The 15,778-nt window shown below is 68.8% G+C and carries 13 protein-coding genes and 1 pseudogene; 7 read left to right on the forward strand and 7 right to left on the reverse strand.

The genetic code is table 11. From position 1 onward, the window contains the following. Positions 1-217, forward strand: a pseudogene (locus B141_RS51785) (NF041680 family putative transposase); the annotation flags it as partial. Here B141_RS51785 and B141_RS43295 read toward each other — a convergent pair. After that, positions 214-4,233, reverse strand: coding sequence for a carboxypeptidase regulatory-like domain-containing protein (locus tag B141_RS43295; RefSeq protein WP_157181363.1), 4,020 nt, complete (start codon positions 4,231-4,233; stop codon positions 214-216). The pseudogene B141_RS51785 and the gene B141_RS43295 overlap by 4 nt on opposite strands. A gap of 331 nt (positions 4,234-4,564) precedes the next feature. Here B141_RS43295 and B141_RS46265 point away from each other — a divergent pair, with 331 nt between their 5' ends. Both B141_RS46265 and B141_RS0128340 read left to right on the forward strand, forming a co-directional pair. Then, positions 4,565-5,128, forward strand: coding sequence for a winged helix-turn-helix domain-containing protein (locus tag B141_RS46265; RefSeq protein ID WP_020578567.1), 564 nt, complete (start codon positions 4,565-4,567; stop codon positions 5,126-5,128). Between the two features lie 75 nt (positions 5,129-5,203). After that, positions 5,204-5,929, forward strand: a complete 726-nt coding sequence (locus B141_RS0128340) for a PIG-L deacetylase family protein (protein WP_020578568.1) — start codon at positions 5,204-5,206, stop codon at positions 5,927-5,929. On the opposite strand, the gene B141_RS0128345 is transcribed toward B141_RS0128340, so the two are convergent. The 3 genes from B141_RS0128345 to B141_RS0128355 form a co-directional block, all read right to left on the reverse strand. Beyond that, positions 5,930-6,274 carry a hypothetical protein gene (locus B141_RS0128345; RefSeq protein WP_020578569.1) on the reverse strand — a complete coding sequence of 115 codons (345 nt, stop codon included), beginning with the start codon at positions 6,272-6,274 and terminating at the stop codon, positions 5,930-5,932. It abuts the gene before it with no gap. A 115-nt stretch (positions 6,275-6,389) separates the two neighbouring features. Continuing rightward, the gene (locus B141_RS0128350; RefSeq protein WP_020578570.1) at positions 6,390-7,178 is read right to left on the reverse strand and encodes a LuxR C-terminal-related transcriptional regulator; all 789 of its coding nucleotides are present in this window, start codon (positions 7,176-7,178) and stop codon (positions 6,390-6,392) included. A 106-nt stretch (positions 7,179-7,284) separates the two neighbouring features. Then, complete coding sequence (locus B141_RS0128355; RefSeq protein WP_020578571.1) at positions 7,285-8,667, reverse strand: ATP-binding protein; 1,383 nt, start codon at positions 8,665-8,667, stop codon at positions 7,285-7,287. A 201-nt stretch (positions 8,668-8,868) separates the two neighbouring features. Between B141_RS0128355 and B141_RS0128360 the strand changes: the two genes are divergently transcribed. The 3 genes from B141_RS0128360 (at position 8,869) to B141_RS0128370 (ending at position 11,033) form a co-directional block, all read left to right on the forward strand. Next, on the forward strand, positions 8,869-10,494 hold the full coding sequence (locus B141_RS0128360) for a PspC domain-containing protein (RefSeq protein ID WP_084678581.1): 1,626 nt from the start codon (positions 8,869-8,871) through the stop codon (positions 10,492-10,494). Beyond that, positions 10,487-10,705: a hypothetical protein gene (locus B141_RS0128365; RefSeq protein ID WP_157181365.1), complete on the forward strand. Its 219-nt coding sequence runs from the start codon at positions 10,487-10,489 to the stop codon at positions 10,703-10,705. Before B141_RS0128360 ends, B141_RS0128365 begins: the two co-directional genes overlap by 8 nt. A gap of 115 nt (positions 10,706-10,820) precedes the next feature. Next, positions 10,821-11,033 (forward strand): PspC domain-containing protein, encoded by a 213-nt coding sequence (locus B141_RS0128370; RefSeq protein ID WP_020578574.1) that lies wholly within the window; start codon positions 10,821-10,823, stop codon positions 11,031-11,033. A gap of 146 nt (positions 11,034-11,179) precedes the next feature. On the opposite strand, the gene B141_RS0128375 is transcribed toward B141_RS0128370, so the two are convergent. The 3 genes from B141_RS0128375 to guaA are packed head-to-tail and all read right to left on the reverse strand — an operon-like array spanning position 11,180 to position 14,811. After that, a complete protein-coding gene (locus B141_RS0128375; RefSeq protein WP_020578575.1) occupies positions 11,180-12,157 on the reverse strand; it encodes a glutathione S-transferase family protein in 978 nt (325 codons plus the stop codon). 49 nt (positions 12,158-12,206) lie between these two features. Beyond that, positions 12,207-13,241, reverse strand: a complete 1,035-nt coding sequence (locus B141_RS0128380) for a zinc-dependent alcohol dehydrogenase family protein (RefSeq protein WP_020578576.1) — start codon at positions 13,239-13,241, stop codon at positions 12,207-12,209. Between the two features lie 10 nt (positions 13,242-13,251). Beyond that, entirely contained in the window at positions 13,252-14,811 is a 1,560-nt protein-coding gene (guaA, locus tag B141_RS0128385; protein ID WP_026257643.1) for a glutamine-hydrolyzing GMP synthase, read from the reverse strand. A 561-nt stretch (positions 14,812-15,372) separates the two neighbouring features. Between guaA and B141_RS0128390 the strand changes: the two genes are divergently transcribed. Beyond that, positions 15,373-15,777, forward strand: coding sequence for a hypothetical protein (locus B141_RS0128390; RefSeq protein ID WP_020578578.1), 405 nt, complete (start codon positions 15,373-15,375; stop codon positions 15,775-15,777). Position 15,778: the final 1 nt, after the last annotated feature.

Here is a 15,778-nt window from a genome sequence, read left to right on the forward strand (position 1 = left end):
CCGCGATCCCCGCCGGCTCACCCCCGCCCAGACCCGTCGAGGATTTCGCAACATCCGCCCGACCATGGTGCTTCCGGCCGGCGTCCCGAAACCCTCCCACCCTGGCCCAGGCCGTCCCCCCAACTCACCCAACAAGCAACGCGCCGTCGTACGCCACGTCGGGAAGATCACCAAAACGGACACACCAGTCACCACAGCGACCAACCAAAAAGGTTAAACAACAAGCTTAGTGTCGGTGTAGGCCGCACCGCCAACGTCCACGCCCTTCCAGTAACCGGCCACCACGATCTCGACCGGGACCTGGAGATTCGGCTGCCGTCCGCTGTTGGTCTGCACGAGCAGGTTCGCGCGGTACACGCCCGCGGCCAGGCCGGTCGTGTCCACCGTGACCGTGAGCTCCTTGGAGCCGCCCGGCGCGATGGTGCCGCTCGCCGGTGCGACCGACAGCCACGGCACGTCAGACGACTCCGGAACCCCGGTTTCGATGAGGTACGCGGTGTTGGTCACCTGAGAGGTCACCCACAGGTTGCCCGCACTGTCCAACTCCGCGCCCGCTCCGGCGTACTGCTCCTGCTCGGGGAACCCGAACGACGAGATCACCTCGCAGGTGGCCGGGTTGAGCTGCAGGATGGGGCTCGTCGGCGTGTTCGTGGTCACCCACAGCACACCGGCGGTGTTGTTGTAGGCCAGCCCCGCGACGGCGGTGCCGGCGGACGCCGCGCACTGCCCGAGGGTCGCGCCCGGAGTGGCGTGCGATGCTCCCGCCACGTGGTAGATGACGTCCTGGTTCCAGCCGGCGATGTAGAACGAGTCATCGTCGGCCCGGTAGGCAAGACCCCGCTGGGAGATGCCCGCCCACGGCGAGCCGGTGAGCTTGTACGACACCGTGCCCGTCGCCTGGTCCCAGCAGTAGATGCCGTTGTCGCCACCCACGTTGACCTGGCACATCTGGCCACGCCGGCTGTCGTAGGCCATGTCGGCGTTCCACGTCCCCGCCCACGACGCGTTCCACGTCCGGCCGGTCGCCGCACCGGCGGTGCTGAACTCGTGGTTGCGCTTGGTGTTGGGGTCGGAGATCCACACCGTCCCGGCGTAGCCGACGCCCCACGCGGGTGAGAGACCCTGCGCGGGCCAGGACGCCAGGACATCACCTGGTGCCTGGGGTACGGCGGCGGCCGCCACGGAGGAGGAGTAGCGCTCCTTCGCGGTCAGGGCGTTCGGGTCGGCCTTGGCGGCCAGCGTCGCGGACTGCTGGGGCGTCGTCGCCGTCACCCGGCCGCCTCCGCTTTCGGCGACCTCAAATTCGAGGTTCGCCGAACCCGTGTTGGACAGGGGGATCTTGACCTCCTGCTTGTTCCCTTCCGGCAGGACCCACTTCAGCGGTTCCGGGACGTCGAGCTCGGCCCGCGCGGTCGTGAGGGCGAAGTTCTTGGTCACGGTCTGTCCGTCCGCGACCGAGACCGCGCTGGAGGACGTGGTGTAGTTCCGCGCCTCCACCGTGAGCGTGTAGGAACCAACCCAGACCTGACCGAGGTAGGTCCCGTCCGCGCCCGTCTTGAGCTCGCGCACGGTCGTGTCGCCCTCGGTCACCTTGACCGTCGCGTTGGCGACCGGGTTGCCGTCGTTCTTGTCCGTCACGGTGCCCTTGACGAATCCGTTCGGCGGCAGGGTGAACCTGACCGCGGCCGAATCCGACAGGACCGCCGAGTTGTGGGAGTACTGCAGAGCGTCTGTGCCGGTGGGGTTCTCGATGCCCGCGGTCGCCGACAGGCCCTGCTCGGCCGGCAGCGCGGGATCGATGTTGCGCCACGCCAGGACGATGTCGCCGTTCTCCTTCAGGACCACCTCGGCGTCAACCCGGCCTTGCGTGCCATAGATCAGCGCGTTGCGCCACTCCAGGACGAACGACCGGTTGGGTGCCTGGCCGATCGCCTTGGTGTAGAGCTTCGCGCTGGCGTCGATGAGGAGGTCGTCCCAGAACGGATAGATCGCACCGTTCGGTGGCGTCGTCGACGGGATCGGCGAGTTCGCGTACGACGTGGATGCCGCCGTGAAGCTCAGGTGGCCGTTGGTCGAGGCGTTCAGCCGGCTGTAGCTCTGCCCGTAGAACACCACTGGGAAGGGCAGGTCGACCACGGCGCTGGCGTCATCGCCGCTGAGCGACAAGGCGGTGTCACCTTCGACGTAGGCCGACGGCTCCACCACGCACCGGTAGCCGTAGTTGTCGGTCCGGTCGGCGAGCGCGAAGTCGACCACCTTCGCCGCGTCGACCACGACGTCCTTGCTCTGCGCCGCAAGACACCCCGACGCTGTCGCCTTGAGGGTGTACGAACCAGCCGGCACCGACTCGAAGGCGTACGCGCCCTCCGCGTTGGTGGTGACCGGCGGAATCGGTGTGCCCTCGACGCTCACCTTGACACCGGAGACCGGCTGTCCCCGCGCGTCGGCGATCGTGCCGGTGACGCCGTACGACGGGGCAGCGACGAGCGCGAAGTCCTTCGTGGTCGTCTCGCCCGTGGTGACGGTCGCCGTACCAGAAGCGTCCGTGTAGCCGAACGCGTGTACGTCGATCGAGTAGTCACCGACCGACAGGGTGAGGCTGTAAGTGCCGTCAGGTCCGGTCGTCGTGGACCGGTTGAGCGGCCCTTCCAGGTCCACCTTCGCGCCGGCGATCGGGTCGCCGTCACCCGCGTCGGTGATGGTGCCGGTCAGGACACCGGTGTCACCGCGGGGCGCGGCCGTCACCGCCGCGAGGGCATCGACCTTGCCCTCACCCCAGACGTTGTTGTTGCCCGCTGTTCCACCACAGGTGAGGTCGCTGACATCCACCGCGGTCTCGTTGAGGAGAGTCCGCGTCGCCTCGATGTCGCCGACCAGTGCGGGCGCCGCCGACCAGACCAGCGCGACTGCGCCGGCGACGTGTGGCGCGGCCATCGACGTTCCGTCGAAGTTGGCGTAGCCGTTGGTGGGCACCGACGACCGGACGTTCACACCCGGCGCCGAGACGTTCGGGCGGATCAGGTTGTTGGCACCCGGACCCCGGCTGGAGAAGCTGGCGATCGCCCCGCCGGAGTTGAACGCGCCGACACCGTAGGCGAACGGCGAGTCGGCCGGCGAGCCGGCCGTGTCACATCCAGGACCCGCGTTGCCGTTGGAGAAGATGCCGAAGATGCCGGACGCGGTCCAGCCGGTCACGATGTCGTCGTACCACGGGTCGACCGCCGACCCGTTGGACGCGCCCCAGGAGTTGTTGACGATGTTGGGACGCAGGTCCGCCCGCGGGTTCTGACCGTTGAGGTCTGTCGGCGCGAGCATCCACTGGCCGGAGGCGAGCAGCGCGGTGTCGGAGCAGCCGTTGGACTCGCAGCCCTTCGCCGCGATCCAGCGGGCGCCCGGCGCCACACCGATCTGGTTGCTGCCTCCGTCGTCACCGACCATGGTGCCCATCGTGTGGGTCCCGTGGCTGTTGTTGTCGCAGGGCGCGAGCGAGGGGTTGCCGCACACGCGAGACGGGTCGAACCAGTTGTAGTTGTGGTCGAACGTCCCGTTGCCCTGGTTGCCGCGGTACTTGCCGACCACCGCCGGGTGGTCGAACTGCACGCCGCTGTCGACGCTGGCGACCGTGATCCCTTCACCACGAACGTCGTACTGCCCCCACACGTCGTCCGCGTTGATCGCCGCGATACCCCACTCGACGGCGTTCACTTCCTTTTCCGCCTTGCCCTTGGCCGGCGGATCGATCGCCCAGGTCCGCGTCGCGGCGACCTTGCTGACGCCTGGCAGCGCGGCCAGCTTGTCCGTGAGCGCCTCGGTGGCGTCACGTACGAGGATCCGGTTGGAGGCCCAGTACGGCGTGAAGCTCGCCCCGGCGGCCTTCAACGTCTCCTTGGCCTTCGCCTGACTCTCACTGGCGGTGGCCTGCAGGGCCTTGACCACGGCGTCACCGCGCGCGGTCCAGTCCTTGACGGCGGAAGCCTTGGTGAGGTCGGCCTTCTCGTCGAACACGACCCAGAGGTCGGCGGTGCCTTTGCTGTCGAGCTTGTTTTGTAGCGACTTCTCGATCGATGCCTTGGCCTGCGGGGCCTCCCCCGCGACGGCGTTGGACGGTGACAGCATCCCTGCGGTCAACGTCAACGCCAACGCCGACATGGCAACGGATCCGAGCGTTCTCCTGAACCGTCGCGCCGTCGCCATTGGTGGGCTGGCGCTACCTCGGTCCCTTCGTCTGAACACGTTCCCTCCTCGAAGGACCTGCGAAAGCCCGCCTTCCGGGTCTCGGTCGGCGGGCGACAAGGGTTCCTGGCAGTGAGAGAACTCCGAAACCGGCGGGCCGGACAGGGCGCGGCGTGGTCGGTCGAAGGGCAGTTCAGGGCCGGCAGACCGGGAAGCGCCCACAAGTCGGCGAGGCGCTCAACCAGATACGTAAACGGCCGTGTCCAGCTGTGTTACAGGTGACGTCGCCCTCTTTCATCAGACGATCTTGCGTGTCAGAATCCTTCGGTTACGGGGAGTTGTCCGAAAGTTACTCGGACCGTCCTCCGCGCGGCGGGTGACGGTAGCGCCCATGGGGGGTGGACCGTTGTTTGACTCTGCGCTCGACAGCAATCCCGAATCGCCGGCTCCGCCGACCGGACTGATCCTCTGCATCGGTCTCGGTACGGACGTCTCCTCGACGGTTGTCGCGAACGTCGGGAGTGACGCCGCCGTTCTCGTGGTCGCTGATGCCGAGAGCGCCGTCCGCATGCTCACCAGCCGACGCGACGCACCGCGCGCCCAGGCCAGGAAGCCGGACCGGGTGGTGGAGTTCGGGCCACTCCGCCTGGAGGAGAACCTCCGGGAGGTGTCCTGGCGCGGCCGTCCCATCGAACTCTCGGCCCGGCAGTTCGACCTGCTCGCCACCCTGGCTCGTGACGGCGGCCGGGTGTGGAGCTTCGCCGACCTCACCCGGGCCGTATGGCAGCGCCCGTACATCGGTGACGCCGATGCCGTCGTCTCGGCCGTCAAGCGGCTACGGCAGCGGCTCAGTCGCGTGACCGGGCAGTTGACGGTGACCTCCGTCCGCGGGGTCGGCTACAGACTCGCGTTGGTACCAACGCCGCTGCGCCCGAGCAGGATGGGTGGGACTTGAGCGCGGCCCGCGGTGCCGTCGCCTACAGAGGCAAGCCGGCCGGATCCCGGCGGGGTCAGGTAGGTTCCTCCGGTGATGTACGACGTACTCCCAGACTCAGAGATCTCCCGGGTGCTCGCCGTCACCGCGCATCCTGACGACATCGACTTCGGCGCGGCCGGCACCGTCGCGCGCTTCACCGACGCCGGTATCCAGGTCGTCTACTGCGTGTGCACTGACGGCCAGGCGGGAGGATTCGACCTCGACCTCCCCCGCTCCGAGATCCCCCGCATCCGGCGGGCGGAACAGGAGGAGGCCGCCGCTCAGGTGGGAGTGCGCGACGTCCGCTTCCTCGGCCTGGTTGACGGCGAACTCGAGCCCAGTCTCGAGCTCGTCAGCGCGCTCACCGCGGTGATCCGGGAGGTACGCCCCGACCGGATGATCATCCAGAGCCCCGAACGCGACTGGGCCCTGCTCCCTCGAAGCCACCCCGACCACCTGGCCGCGGGCGAGGCGGCGATCCGGGCGGTCTACCCGGCGGCCCGTAATCCGTTCGCGTTCCCCGGACTCGCCGCCGCCGGCCTCGAGCCCTGGACGGTCCGGGAGGTCTGGCTGTCCGCCCACCCCACGTCCAACCATGCCGTGGACGTGACCGACACCTTCGACCGCAAGATCGCGGCGCTCCTTGCCCACAAGAGCCAGCACCCGCAGCCCGACCAGCTCGCTCCCCGGGTGCGCGACTGGCTCACCCGGGGTGCGCGCGAGGCTGGGCTACCGGAGGGGCGGCTCGCCGAAAGCTTCTTCGTCGTACCAACCGGCTGATCAGCGCCAGAAGACCGCGATGCCGACGTTCAGCATCGCCAGGGCGGTCAGCCCGACGAACAGCCCCGACGGGATCGTCGGCTTCTTGCGGTTGAGCCAGGCCAGAGCCGTGATGACAAGGACGACGACGAGCTTCACGCCGACCTTCGCGTTGTTGACCGGGTCGTCGAGTCCCTGGAGAACGCCGACCAGCAGGACGCCCGACACCACCTGTGTCAGGGCGCCGTGCAGGATCCCGCTGTTAATCCGGCGTTCGGGCCCCTTCATCTGAAAGAGAAGCCCGCCAAGCAGGCTGGCAAGTCCGATGAAGTGGACGAACAGGAGCAACTGGCGAACGAACTCCACGACGGCACGCCTCCCAGACCCGGCGGGTCACCATAATCCGAATTGCTACTACGCGAAGTAGTAATGATCTGGGTTGATGATAGCGATCGTGGGTTCGGACCCTGCGGCTGGCCCGTCAGACCAGGCGGCGATCCGTCGCCCAGCGGGTCAGCTCGTAGCGGTTGGACAGCTGCAGCTTGCGCAACACCGACGACACGTGCGTCTCCACCGTCTTGACGGAGATGAAGAGCTCCTTCGCCACTTCCTTGTACGCGTAGCCGCGGGCGATGAGGCGGAGCACCTCCCTCTCGCGTTGCGTCAGCCGGTCCAGCTCCTCGTCGATGCTGCCCGGGTCGACCGCACCCGCGAACGCGTCCAGCACGAACCCCGCCAGCCGCGGCGAAAAGACCGCGTCCCCGTCCGCGATCCGGCGGACCCCATCGACGATCTCCTCACCCGTGATCGTCTTGGTCACATAACCGCGCGCGCCCGCCCGGATCACACCGATCACGTCCTCGGGCGCGTCAGACACGCTCAGCGCCAGGAACCGCACGTCCGGATCCGCGGCCAGGACCCGGCGGCACACCTCCGCGCCACCCCCGCCCGGAAGGTGGACGTCGAGCAGCACGACCTCCGGCTTCGTCTCGAGGATCACCTTGACCGCCTCATCGACGTCGCCAGCCTCACCCACGATGTCCACGGCCGCGCCGATTTCGGTACGCACACCGGTCCGGAACATCGCATGATCGTCGACAAGGACGACCCGACGCCGGCTGTCAGAATTGATGGTCACGGAATCTTCCTCTCGCCAGCCGACCGCGAAGATGGTCGGGTTCATGGTCGCGTTCGGCCCCTCGCTCGCCGCCGCCCCATCCTCATGGTCGCGTTCGGCTCCTCGCTCGTTCCTCGCTCGCCGCCGCCCCATCCTCATGGTCGCGTTCGGCTCCTCGCTCGTTCCTCGCTCGCCGCCGCCCCATCCTCATGGTCGCGTTCGGCTCCTCGCTCGTTCCTCGCTCGCCGCCGCCCCATCCTCATGGTCGCGTTCGGCTCCTCGCTCGTTCCTCGCTCGTCCCCGAGCCGCTCCGGTCGACGGTGAGGCGGACCTCAGTACCCTCACCCGGCGCGCTGCGGATGTCGGCCTTGCCCCCGTGGCGTTCCATCCGCTCATAAATGCTGCGACGCACACCGAGCCGGTCATCACCCACCTGGTCGGGATCGAAACCGGCACCCCGGTCACGGACGAACACATCGATCCGACCCGCCTCGACCTCCGCATACACGTCGATCTTAGGAGCGCCGGAGTGCTTCGCCGCGTTGACCATCGCCTCGCGGGCCGCGCGCACGACGGCCACCAGCGCGGTGTCCATCGGGGCGTCACCCACCATCACCACCTCGACCGGCGTCCCATGCTGGTCCTCGACCTCGGCGGCCGCCCGGCGCAGCTCGCTTCGCAGGGTCGCGTCGGCGTCGTTCTCCTCGCCGTACAGCCATTGCCGCAGGTCGCGCTCCTGGGCCCGCGCGAGGCGTACGACGGCCCGCTGGTCATGAGCCTGCTTCTGGATCAGCGCGAGCGTCTGGAGTACCGAATCATGCAGGTGGGCCGCCATGTCGGCGCGTTCCTGCGACCGGATCCGCTCCCGGCGTTCCTCTGACAGGTCGCCAGCCAGCCGCCAGGCCCAGGGCCCGACGATCAGGCCGACCCCGATGCCCGCACCGAGGACCGCCAGCAGGGCCGCGTTGACCTCACTGATGCCGCCCATGGAGGCGAGCCCCCACGACAGCGCGACCACGATCAACCCGAGGCCGACCACGGACCGGAGTACGGACACCCAGCCACCGGTCGTGAACAGCGGCCACAGCCACTTGAACCGCATGGGCGCCGAGGACGTCCAGCGAGTTCGCTGGGACTCGTCCGCCTGCCGCCACAGCAGCGCCAGCCCGCCGCCGCCAAGGACCAGCGGCCAGAACACCTGCGCCGAGACCCCACCCAGATGGGGGTACATCGAGATGACGCCGATGGCCAGGACCGCGATCGAGATCAGCTGTCCGGTGTCCTGGCGCCGTCGCCGGCGAGGGCGCTCGGTACGCAGACCTTTGCGGGTGGCGGCCGTGATCCCGGCCGGCTGGGCAGAGGCAGCCGCTCTGGTGTCCTGCGGAAGCACCACCCAGAGGGCGGCGTACAGAAGGAGGCCGAACCCACCCGCCGCGGTCAGCGCCACGAACGCCAGGCGCACGTGCAGCGGCTGCAGTCCGAGATGCTCGGCGAGCCCGCTCGCGACACCACCGATCCACTTCCCGTCGGTACGCCGAAAGCAGCGGGAGACGCTGTCGTCCCTCGCTGCCGCGACCGGGGGCGTGCCGGCGGCGCCGGCACTCGGGTCGGTGAAGATGGCTTCCTCCTCAAGGACTTCCACTCTGTGGCGTATCGTGCCGGTAGGCCAGGCTTTCGGTCGTTGTCACCGCCGGTTGGGCGGCGTTGTCCCCTCCGATGGTCACATGAGACACCACGTCGCAGCCACCAGGACGCTCCCCGAGCCGCACCCGAACCCCGCCCAGGGGAACCCCGGGGACATCCCGGATGACGGGTCACGGCCCCTCGACGGAAGATCGGGTGTATGTCTGAGCGCACTCCACGCCCAGAGCAGGGTGAGCCTTCCCGGAGCCCGGGCGCCCTTGCTGATGGAATCCTCGCCGATCTCCGACAACTCCGTCGCGTGCGGGACGGACGGGTCATCGCCGGCGTCTGTGGCGGACTCGGTCGTCGGCTCAACGTCGATCCGGTCGTCCTGCGCGTCGCGCTCGCGGTGCTCGCGCTCTTTGGCGGCGTGGGGATCCTGCTGTACGCCGGCGGCTGGCTGCTGCTTCCCGACGAGGGCGCGGATCGCTCCATCCTCGAACAACAACTCGGGCGGCGCCGCAACGGCAGCCCCGACAACGCGGTGTTCGTCGGTGGCCTGGTCGTCCTCGGCCTCCTCGTGCTGAGCCTGCCCTGGTGGGGGCTCCCCTGGCACGTGCCGACGCTGCTGGTGCTCAGCGTTCTCGGGCTGGTGGTGCTGCTTCGTCGCAACGCCGAGCACAGGGGGCCGGCTGGCGGGACACCGGGCACGGATCCGGGCGCGGCACCACCAGGTGCGGGGCCGGCGGATGGCCCGGCGACCTCGCCGTTCCCCTTCCATGGCGGCGCCGGCGCGACCTCGGTGGTCCCTTCCGGGCACGGCGACACCGCGACCATGCCGATCCCACGCGCAACCGAAGGGACCGGCGGCCCGCACCCGGCCGCCGACACCTCCCGGCCAGCTGAGGGGACACCGGAACCCGCCACCGCGCCACTTCCCTCGCACGCCGGCCTCCCCACACCTCCTCCCGGTGCCGCGCCACACTCCGGCGTTCGCCCTCGAACCACCGGCAACGTCCCACGGCCGGGTCTGGTCACGACCACAAGCGGGGGCGGCACGGATCACGGCCCCGTGACCGAGTCCTGGCGAACGGCCCTACCAGCACCGCCGGAGTTCTGGAACCAACCGGACCCGCTCGGCCTGGAGGCGCAACCCGATCCCGGCGACCAGGACTGGACGCCGCTGCGGGACCCAGAGGTGTCGGCGGCTCCCGCGCCGCGGCGCCGCCGCTTCGTCCTCTTCTTCGCCACGATGGTGACGACGTTCCTAGTCCTCAGCGTGATGGCGATGATCGACCGTCTCGGCGTCGCCAGCAGCGGACGCGCCACCGACATTCCAGCGGCCGGGTACATCGCCGTGGCGCTCGCGGTCGTCGGTCTCGGCCTCATCGTCGGCACGTGGTTCGGGCGGTCGGCCGGCCTCATCGCCGTGGGCATCCTGCTCGCTCTCGCGCTCATCCCCGCGAGCGTTGCCCAGCGCGTCGTGAACGAGAGCGTGGATCTGACTGTCCGACCCGTGAGTGTCGCGGGGATCGAGCCGACCTACGACTATCCGACCGGTCGCCTGTCGGTCGACCTGTCAGCGGTTCCCTTCCAGGACAGGCAGAACGTCACGACGTCGGTCGACATGGGCGCCGGTGACGTGACGGTGATCGTGCCGCCCCATGTCGACGTGCGGTTCAGCGGAGACGTGGGGGTGGGTGACCTCACGGTGTTTGGTAATTCCGAGTCCGGCCCTGACCTCTCCCGGTCCACGGTCGACTATGGCGCTGACGGGCCGGGCGGCGGTGTCCTCACCCTCAAGGCTGACGTCGGCATCGGACGATTGGCGGTGGAGCGTGGCTAGGCATCCCGTGGCTCGGCGGCGTACCCCCGTCAACGTCGCCTCGCTTGTGGCGGGCGTCGTCTTCTGCGGTATCGCGCTCGCCTGGTGGTTGGTCGAGTCCGGCGAGCTTCGTCTGAGCGACCTGGGTCTGCTGGTGCCCGTCATCTTCATCGGCGCTGGAATCGTTGGCCTCGTGGCGTCCCTTCGGGGCGGCACCCGGCGGCGGCGATGAGCACGTTGGCGGGAGACGCCAGTGCGTCCCCGGAGATCGCTCGGGGTATGGCTCCGGGATCGGTAAGGAGCGTTCCGGATGGTCGCGAGTCAACGGATACAGGAGGCTTGAGGACATGAACGAAACATCGACTCCCAAGAAGCTTGTCCGTACTAAGAACGACCGCATGATTGCCGGTGTCTGTGGTGGTATCGCCCGCTACGCCAATGTCGATCCGGTGATCATCCGGCTCGCGATGGTGGCACTGGTGATCTTTGGTGGCGCGGGCGCGCTGATCTACCTCGCCGGCTGGATCATCATTCCGGAAGAGGAAACGCCGGCTTTCTGACATGCGGCGGCCGGAGGCGACCAATCGCCCTGAGCCATTCCCCATCCCAACCCACATTGACCAGGTTGTGCAGACAGGCTGGCGGTGGTTGACCAGGCGACGGAAATGCCTGGGAAATCCACCGCCAGCCGCATCATGTGTGCGGGCTAGGCGTCTGGTCTGGTCGTCCAGCCGGAAAGGTCAGGTCCCTTCGGGACGATGCCGGTGGGATTGATCCGGTGGTGGGTGAGGTAATAGTGTCGCTTGATCTGGTCGAAGTCGACCGTCTCACCGAACCCCGGAGTCTGGAAAAGATCCCGCGCGTACGCCCACAGCACCGGAAACTCCGTCAGCTTGTTCCGGTTGCACTTGAAATGGCCGTGATAAACGGCGTCGAACCGAACCAGCGTGGTGAAGAGGCGTACGTCGGCTTCGGTGAGCCGGTCGCCGCAGAGATAACGCCGGTCACGCAGGAGATTCTCCAGCCAGTCGAGTCGACCGAAGAGCGCGTCAAACGCCTCCTCATAGGCTCGCTGCGTCGTCGCGAACCCGCACCGGTAAACGCCGTTGTTGACGTCACGGAAGATGAGGTCGGCAACGCGGCCGATTTCCTCGCGAAGGTCCTCCGGATAAAGGTCGGGCGCGCCGGGCCGGTGGAATTCCCGCCACTCGGTCGAGAAGTCCAAGGTGATCTGCGGATAGTCGTTGGTCACGACGGCACCGGTCCGGGTGTCGACGAGGCACGGCACCGTGACCCGCCCGTCGTACTCCGGATCGGTCGCGAGATACGCCTCGGCAAGAAACTCGATCCCGAGTACCGGATCGCGGCCACCAGGGTCGAGGCTGAACCGCCAGCCCCGTTCGTCCCGGATCGGGTCGACGGTCGCGAGCGAGATGGCGTCCTCCAACCCCAGCAGGCCGCGCACGATTACGGCGCGATGTGCCCAGGGGCAGGCGCGCGACCAGACCAGGCGGTACCTCCCCGGCTCGGCCTTCCAACCGGAGGATCCGTCGGCGGTGATCCGGCTGGTGAACCTGTTGCCCTGCCGGACGAACTCGCCGCGGCTGCCGGTCTCCTTCGCGAACTGCGCTGACGCAAGCTGCGCTGACGAGCGCCGCGCTGATGCGTGCGGGGATCCAACCATGCGTCCCAGTCTCCCCCAGCCGCTCCCCTCCGGCCAGGCACCGAAACGATCAGCCCGTGACCGCGACCGTAATGCCCGGTGCCCGCGACGGCGACCCCATCGCGACCAGGGCCGCGGGGATTCCGTCGAGCCCGATCCGCTGGCGTACCAGCAGGTCCGGCCGCAGCAGACCGCTCTCCACCATGCCCAGCATCGTGGGGTATTCGTACGCCTGCAGGCCGTGGCTGCCGAGGAGTTCGAGTTCGAAGGCGATCACGCGGTCCATCGGGACCGGCGCGGGACCGAGCGGCATGAGGCCCACCTGGACGTGCCGCCCGCGCCGGCGCAGGCTCGACACTGACGCCGCGCAGGTGTCCGGAAGTCCAAGACAGTCAAGGGACACGTGCGCGCCACCACCGGTGAGGTCACGTACGACGGCCGCCGGATCGCCGTCGACGGATGCGTCGACAGTCGCCACGGCACCGAACTCCCGGGCCAGCTCGAGTGCTGCGGGCGCGATGTCGACCGCGACCACCCGCGCTCCCGCCGCGGCCGCGATCATCACCGCCGACAGTCCCGCGCCGCCGCAGCCATGGACCGCGACCCACTCCCCCGCCGCAACCCGACCTTGACGCAGGACCGCGCGGAACGCCGTACCGAAACGGCATCCGAGCGCCGAGGCCGTCACGAAGTCGAGCGCGTCGGGGAGCAGGACGAGGTTGACATCGGCATGATCGATCGCGACGTACTCCGCGAACGAACCCCCATAAGTGAACCCTGGTTGGGTCTGGCGTTCACAGACCTGCTGGTTGCCGCTCGCGCACTCCTCGCAGGTGCCACAGGCGCAGACGAACGGTGCCGTCACCCGCTGGCCAGGTTGCCAGCCACCAACCAGCGGCCCCACCGCCGTCACGACACCGGCGAACTCGTGCCCGCCGACGTGGGGCAACGGCACCTGGTCGTGTCCCATCCAGGCGTGCCAGTCGCTACGGCAGACGCCGGTGGCCTCGACCCGGATGACGGCGCCGGCCGGGTCCGGAACGGGATCGGGCAGCTCACGGACCACCGGGACCTCGCCATGCGCGTCGTAGACAACGGCTTTCACGGCGGGCTGGCTACTCCCACTCGATGGTGCCGGGCGGCTTGCTGGTCACGTCGAGGACGACGCGGTTGATCTCGCGGACCTCGTTGGTGATCCGGGTGGAGATCCGCTCCAGCAGGTCGAACGGGAGCCGCGCCCAGTCGGCGGTCATCGCGTCCTCGGACGTGACCGGCCGCAGCACGGCGGGGTGGCCGTAGGTGCGGCCGTCGCCCTGGACGCCGACCGAGCGGACGTCGGCCAGCAGCACGACGGGCATCTGCCAGATGTCGCGGTCGAGGCCGGCCCGGGTCAGCTCCTCGCGGGCGATCGCGTCGGCCCGGCGCAGGATGTCGAGGCGCTCGCGGGTGACCTCGCCGATGATCCGGATGCCGAGGCCAGGGCCCGGGAACGGCTGCCGGTGCACCATCGACGCGGGCAGGCCGAGTTGCTCGCCGACCATCCGCACCTCGTCCTTGAACAGCGTGCGCAGCGGCTCGACCAGCTCGAACTGGAGGTCGTCCGGCAGCCCGCCGACGTTGTGGTGCGACTTGATGTTGGAGGTGCCCGCGCCGCCGCCGGACTCGACCACGTCGGGGTAGAGAGTGCCCTGCACGAGGTACGCCGTGTCCCCCGCCCGCGCGGTCTCGCCGAAGACCCGGACCTCGGCCGCCTCGAACGCCCGGATGAACTCGCGGCCGATGATCTTCCGCTTCTCCTCCGGGTCGATCACGCCCTCGAGCGCGCCGAGGAACTGGCCGGAGGCGTCGACCACGTCGAGCGAGTCGAACGCCGCCTCGAAGTCGCGCTTGACCTGCTCGGTCTCGCCCTGGCGCATCATCCCGTGGTCGACGTAGACGCAGGTGAGCCGGTCACCGATCGCGCGCTGCACGATCGCCGCGGCCACCGCGGAGTCGACGCCACCGGAGAGCGCGCAGAGCGCGCGGCCGTCGCCGATCTGCTCGCGGATCGTCTCCACCTGCTCGTCGACGATGTTCACCATCGTCCAGGTCTGCTCGCAGCCGGCGATCTCGTGCAGGAAGTGCTCGAGCACCTTCTGGCCATGCTCGGAGTGCAGGACCTCCGGGTGCCACTGCACGCCGGCCAGCCCGCGTTCGGTGTCCTCGAACGCCGCGACCGGCGCGCCCTCGCTCGACGCCAGCACCGCGAATCCGTCCGGCGCTGCCACCACCGAGTCGCCGTGACTCATCCAGACCGTGGGATTCGTGGGCAGCCCCGCGAGGAGCGTGCCGCCGGAGGTGATGTCGACGGAGGTGCGCCCGAACTCCGAGCTGCCGGTGCGTCGCACGTCGCCGCCGAGGGCCCGGGCCATCGCCTGGAAGCCGTAGCAGATGCCGAACGCCGGAACGCCGGCGGCGAAGACGGACGGGTCGACCTGGGGAGCACCTTCGGCGTAGACCGACTGCGGCCCGCCGGACAGGATGATCGCCTTCGGGTTGCGGGCGAGCATCTGCTCCACCGGCACGGTGTGCGGGACGATCTCGGAATAGACCCGTGCCTCACGGACGCGACGGGCGATGAGTTGGGCGTACTGCGCGCCGTAGTCGACGACGAGGACGAGATCGTGGTCGGTCACGGTGACCTTTCGGATGGTGCCGCTGAGCACTGTGCCGCTTGGGGAATTCTCGGAGTCTATCGGCCGGCCTCTCCGAGCCCACCCCACGACCCCGAGCGGCTACGTGATCATTACCCGCCTCCCTCGACGGACGGCCCTGGCGGCATTACGAATTCGTCACATGGCCGACTGGTCGTAACTGTCACTACCAGTCGCTCGTTGGTGGAACGACGGTGTACTGCTGGTTCGTCCGGCCTGTCACCGTCCGTGCGACGGCAATCGCTCGCGGCCTCGCGGTGCCTCGCGCGTTCGGGCCCGGCTCCTTGCCTGCAGGAGCCGGGCCTCTGAAATCATGGAGCTGCGATGATGGCTGACCATGACTCCAACCTCGCGCGCACGGAACCACAAAGAGTGGAGGAACGTCGCAGCAGCATGATGCTTTCCGTACTTCGACGCGGCGCTTTCGCCGCGCTCACGGGGGTCCTCGTCCTTGGTGTCGCGGGGTGCGGCACCAGGCAGGCGACGACCACGGAGGCACAACCCACCTCTACCGCGAGCCCTCAACCCACTTCAGGAACGAGCATGTCCACCACGCTGACGCTACGGCGCACCGGTGGCTTCGCCGGCTTCAACGACGAGCTCACCGTCACCCCGGACGGCAAGGCGACGCTCAAGAGCCGTGGTAAAAAACCCGTCAGCTGCACGGTCAATCCGGCGGCGAAGGCGAAGCTCGACGGCGCGGCCAAGGCCGCGGCTGAGTCGCCTCAGGCGTCGTCAACGCGGAGCAAGGACTGGAAGACGCCGATCCCCGACGCCATCCACCTCACCCTGGTGGTGGGCGACAAGCAGATCCGGTTCAAGGACCTCGCCGAGGGCGGGCAGCAGGAGTATCGCGAGCTTTTCAAGCTGCTGAACGACGTTCTCACCTCTGCGTCCGCCATCCGTGAGGGTGAGAAGGTCAGCGCAAGCTCCCCCTGCTCGCGCTGAG

This window comes from Actinopolymorpha alba DSM 45243 (assembly GCF_000373925.1).
Classification (GTDB): Bacteria; Actinomycetota; Actinomycetes; order Propionibacteriales; family Actinopolymorphaceae; genus Actinopolymorpha; species Actinopolymorpha alba.

What these genes read in the sequence shown, in the direction of transcription:
- B141_RS0128350 (WP_020578570.1), bottom strand. Translation starts at nt 7,178, where the DNA reads ATGGGGCGGCGGCGAGCGAGGAACGAGCGAGGAGCCGAACGCGACCAT.
- B141_RS0128340 (WP_020578568.1), top strand. Translation starts at nt 5,204, where the DNA reads ATGTACGACGTACTCCCAGACTCAGAGATCTCCCGGGTGCTCGCCGTC.
- B141_RS0128370 (WP_020578574.1), top strand. Translation starts at nt 10,821, where the DNA reads ATGAACGAAACATCGACTCCCAAGAAGCTTGTCCGTACTAAGAACGAC.
- B141_RS0128375 (WP_020578575.1), bottom strand. Translation starts at nt 12,157, where the DNA reads ATGGTTGGATCCCCGCACGCATCAGCGCGGCGCTCGTCAGCGCAGCTT.
- B141_RS46265 (WP_020578567.1), top strand. Translation starts at nt 4,565, where the DNA reads ATGGGGGGTGGACCGTTGTTTGACTCTGCGCTCGACAGCAATCCCGAA.
- B141_RS0128390 (WP_020578578.1), top strand. Translation starts at nt 15,373, where the DNA reads ATGTCCACCACGCTGACGCTACGGCGCACCGGTGGCTTCGCCGGCTTC.
- B141_RS0128360 (WP_084678581.1), top strand. Translation starts at nt 8,869, where the DNA reads ATGTCTGAGCGCACTCCACGCCCAGAGCAGGGTGAGCCTTCCCGGAGC.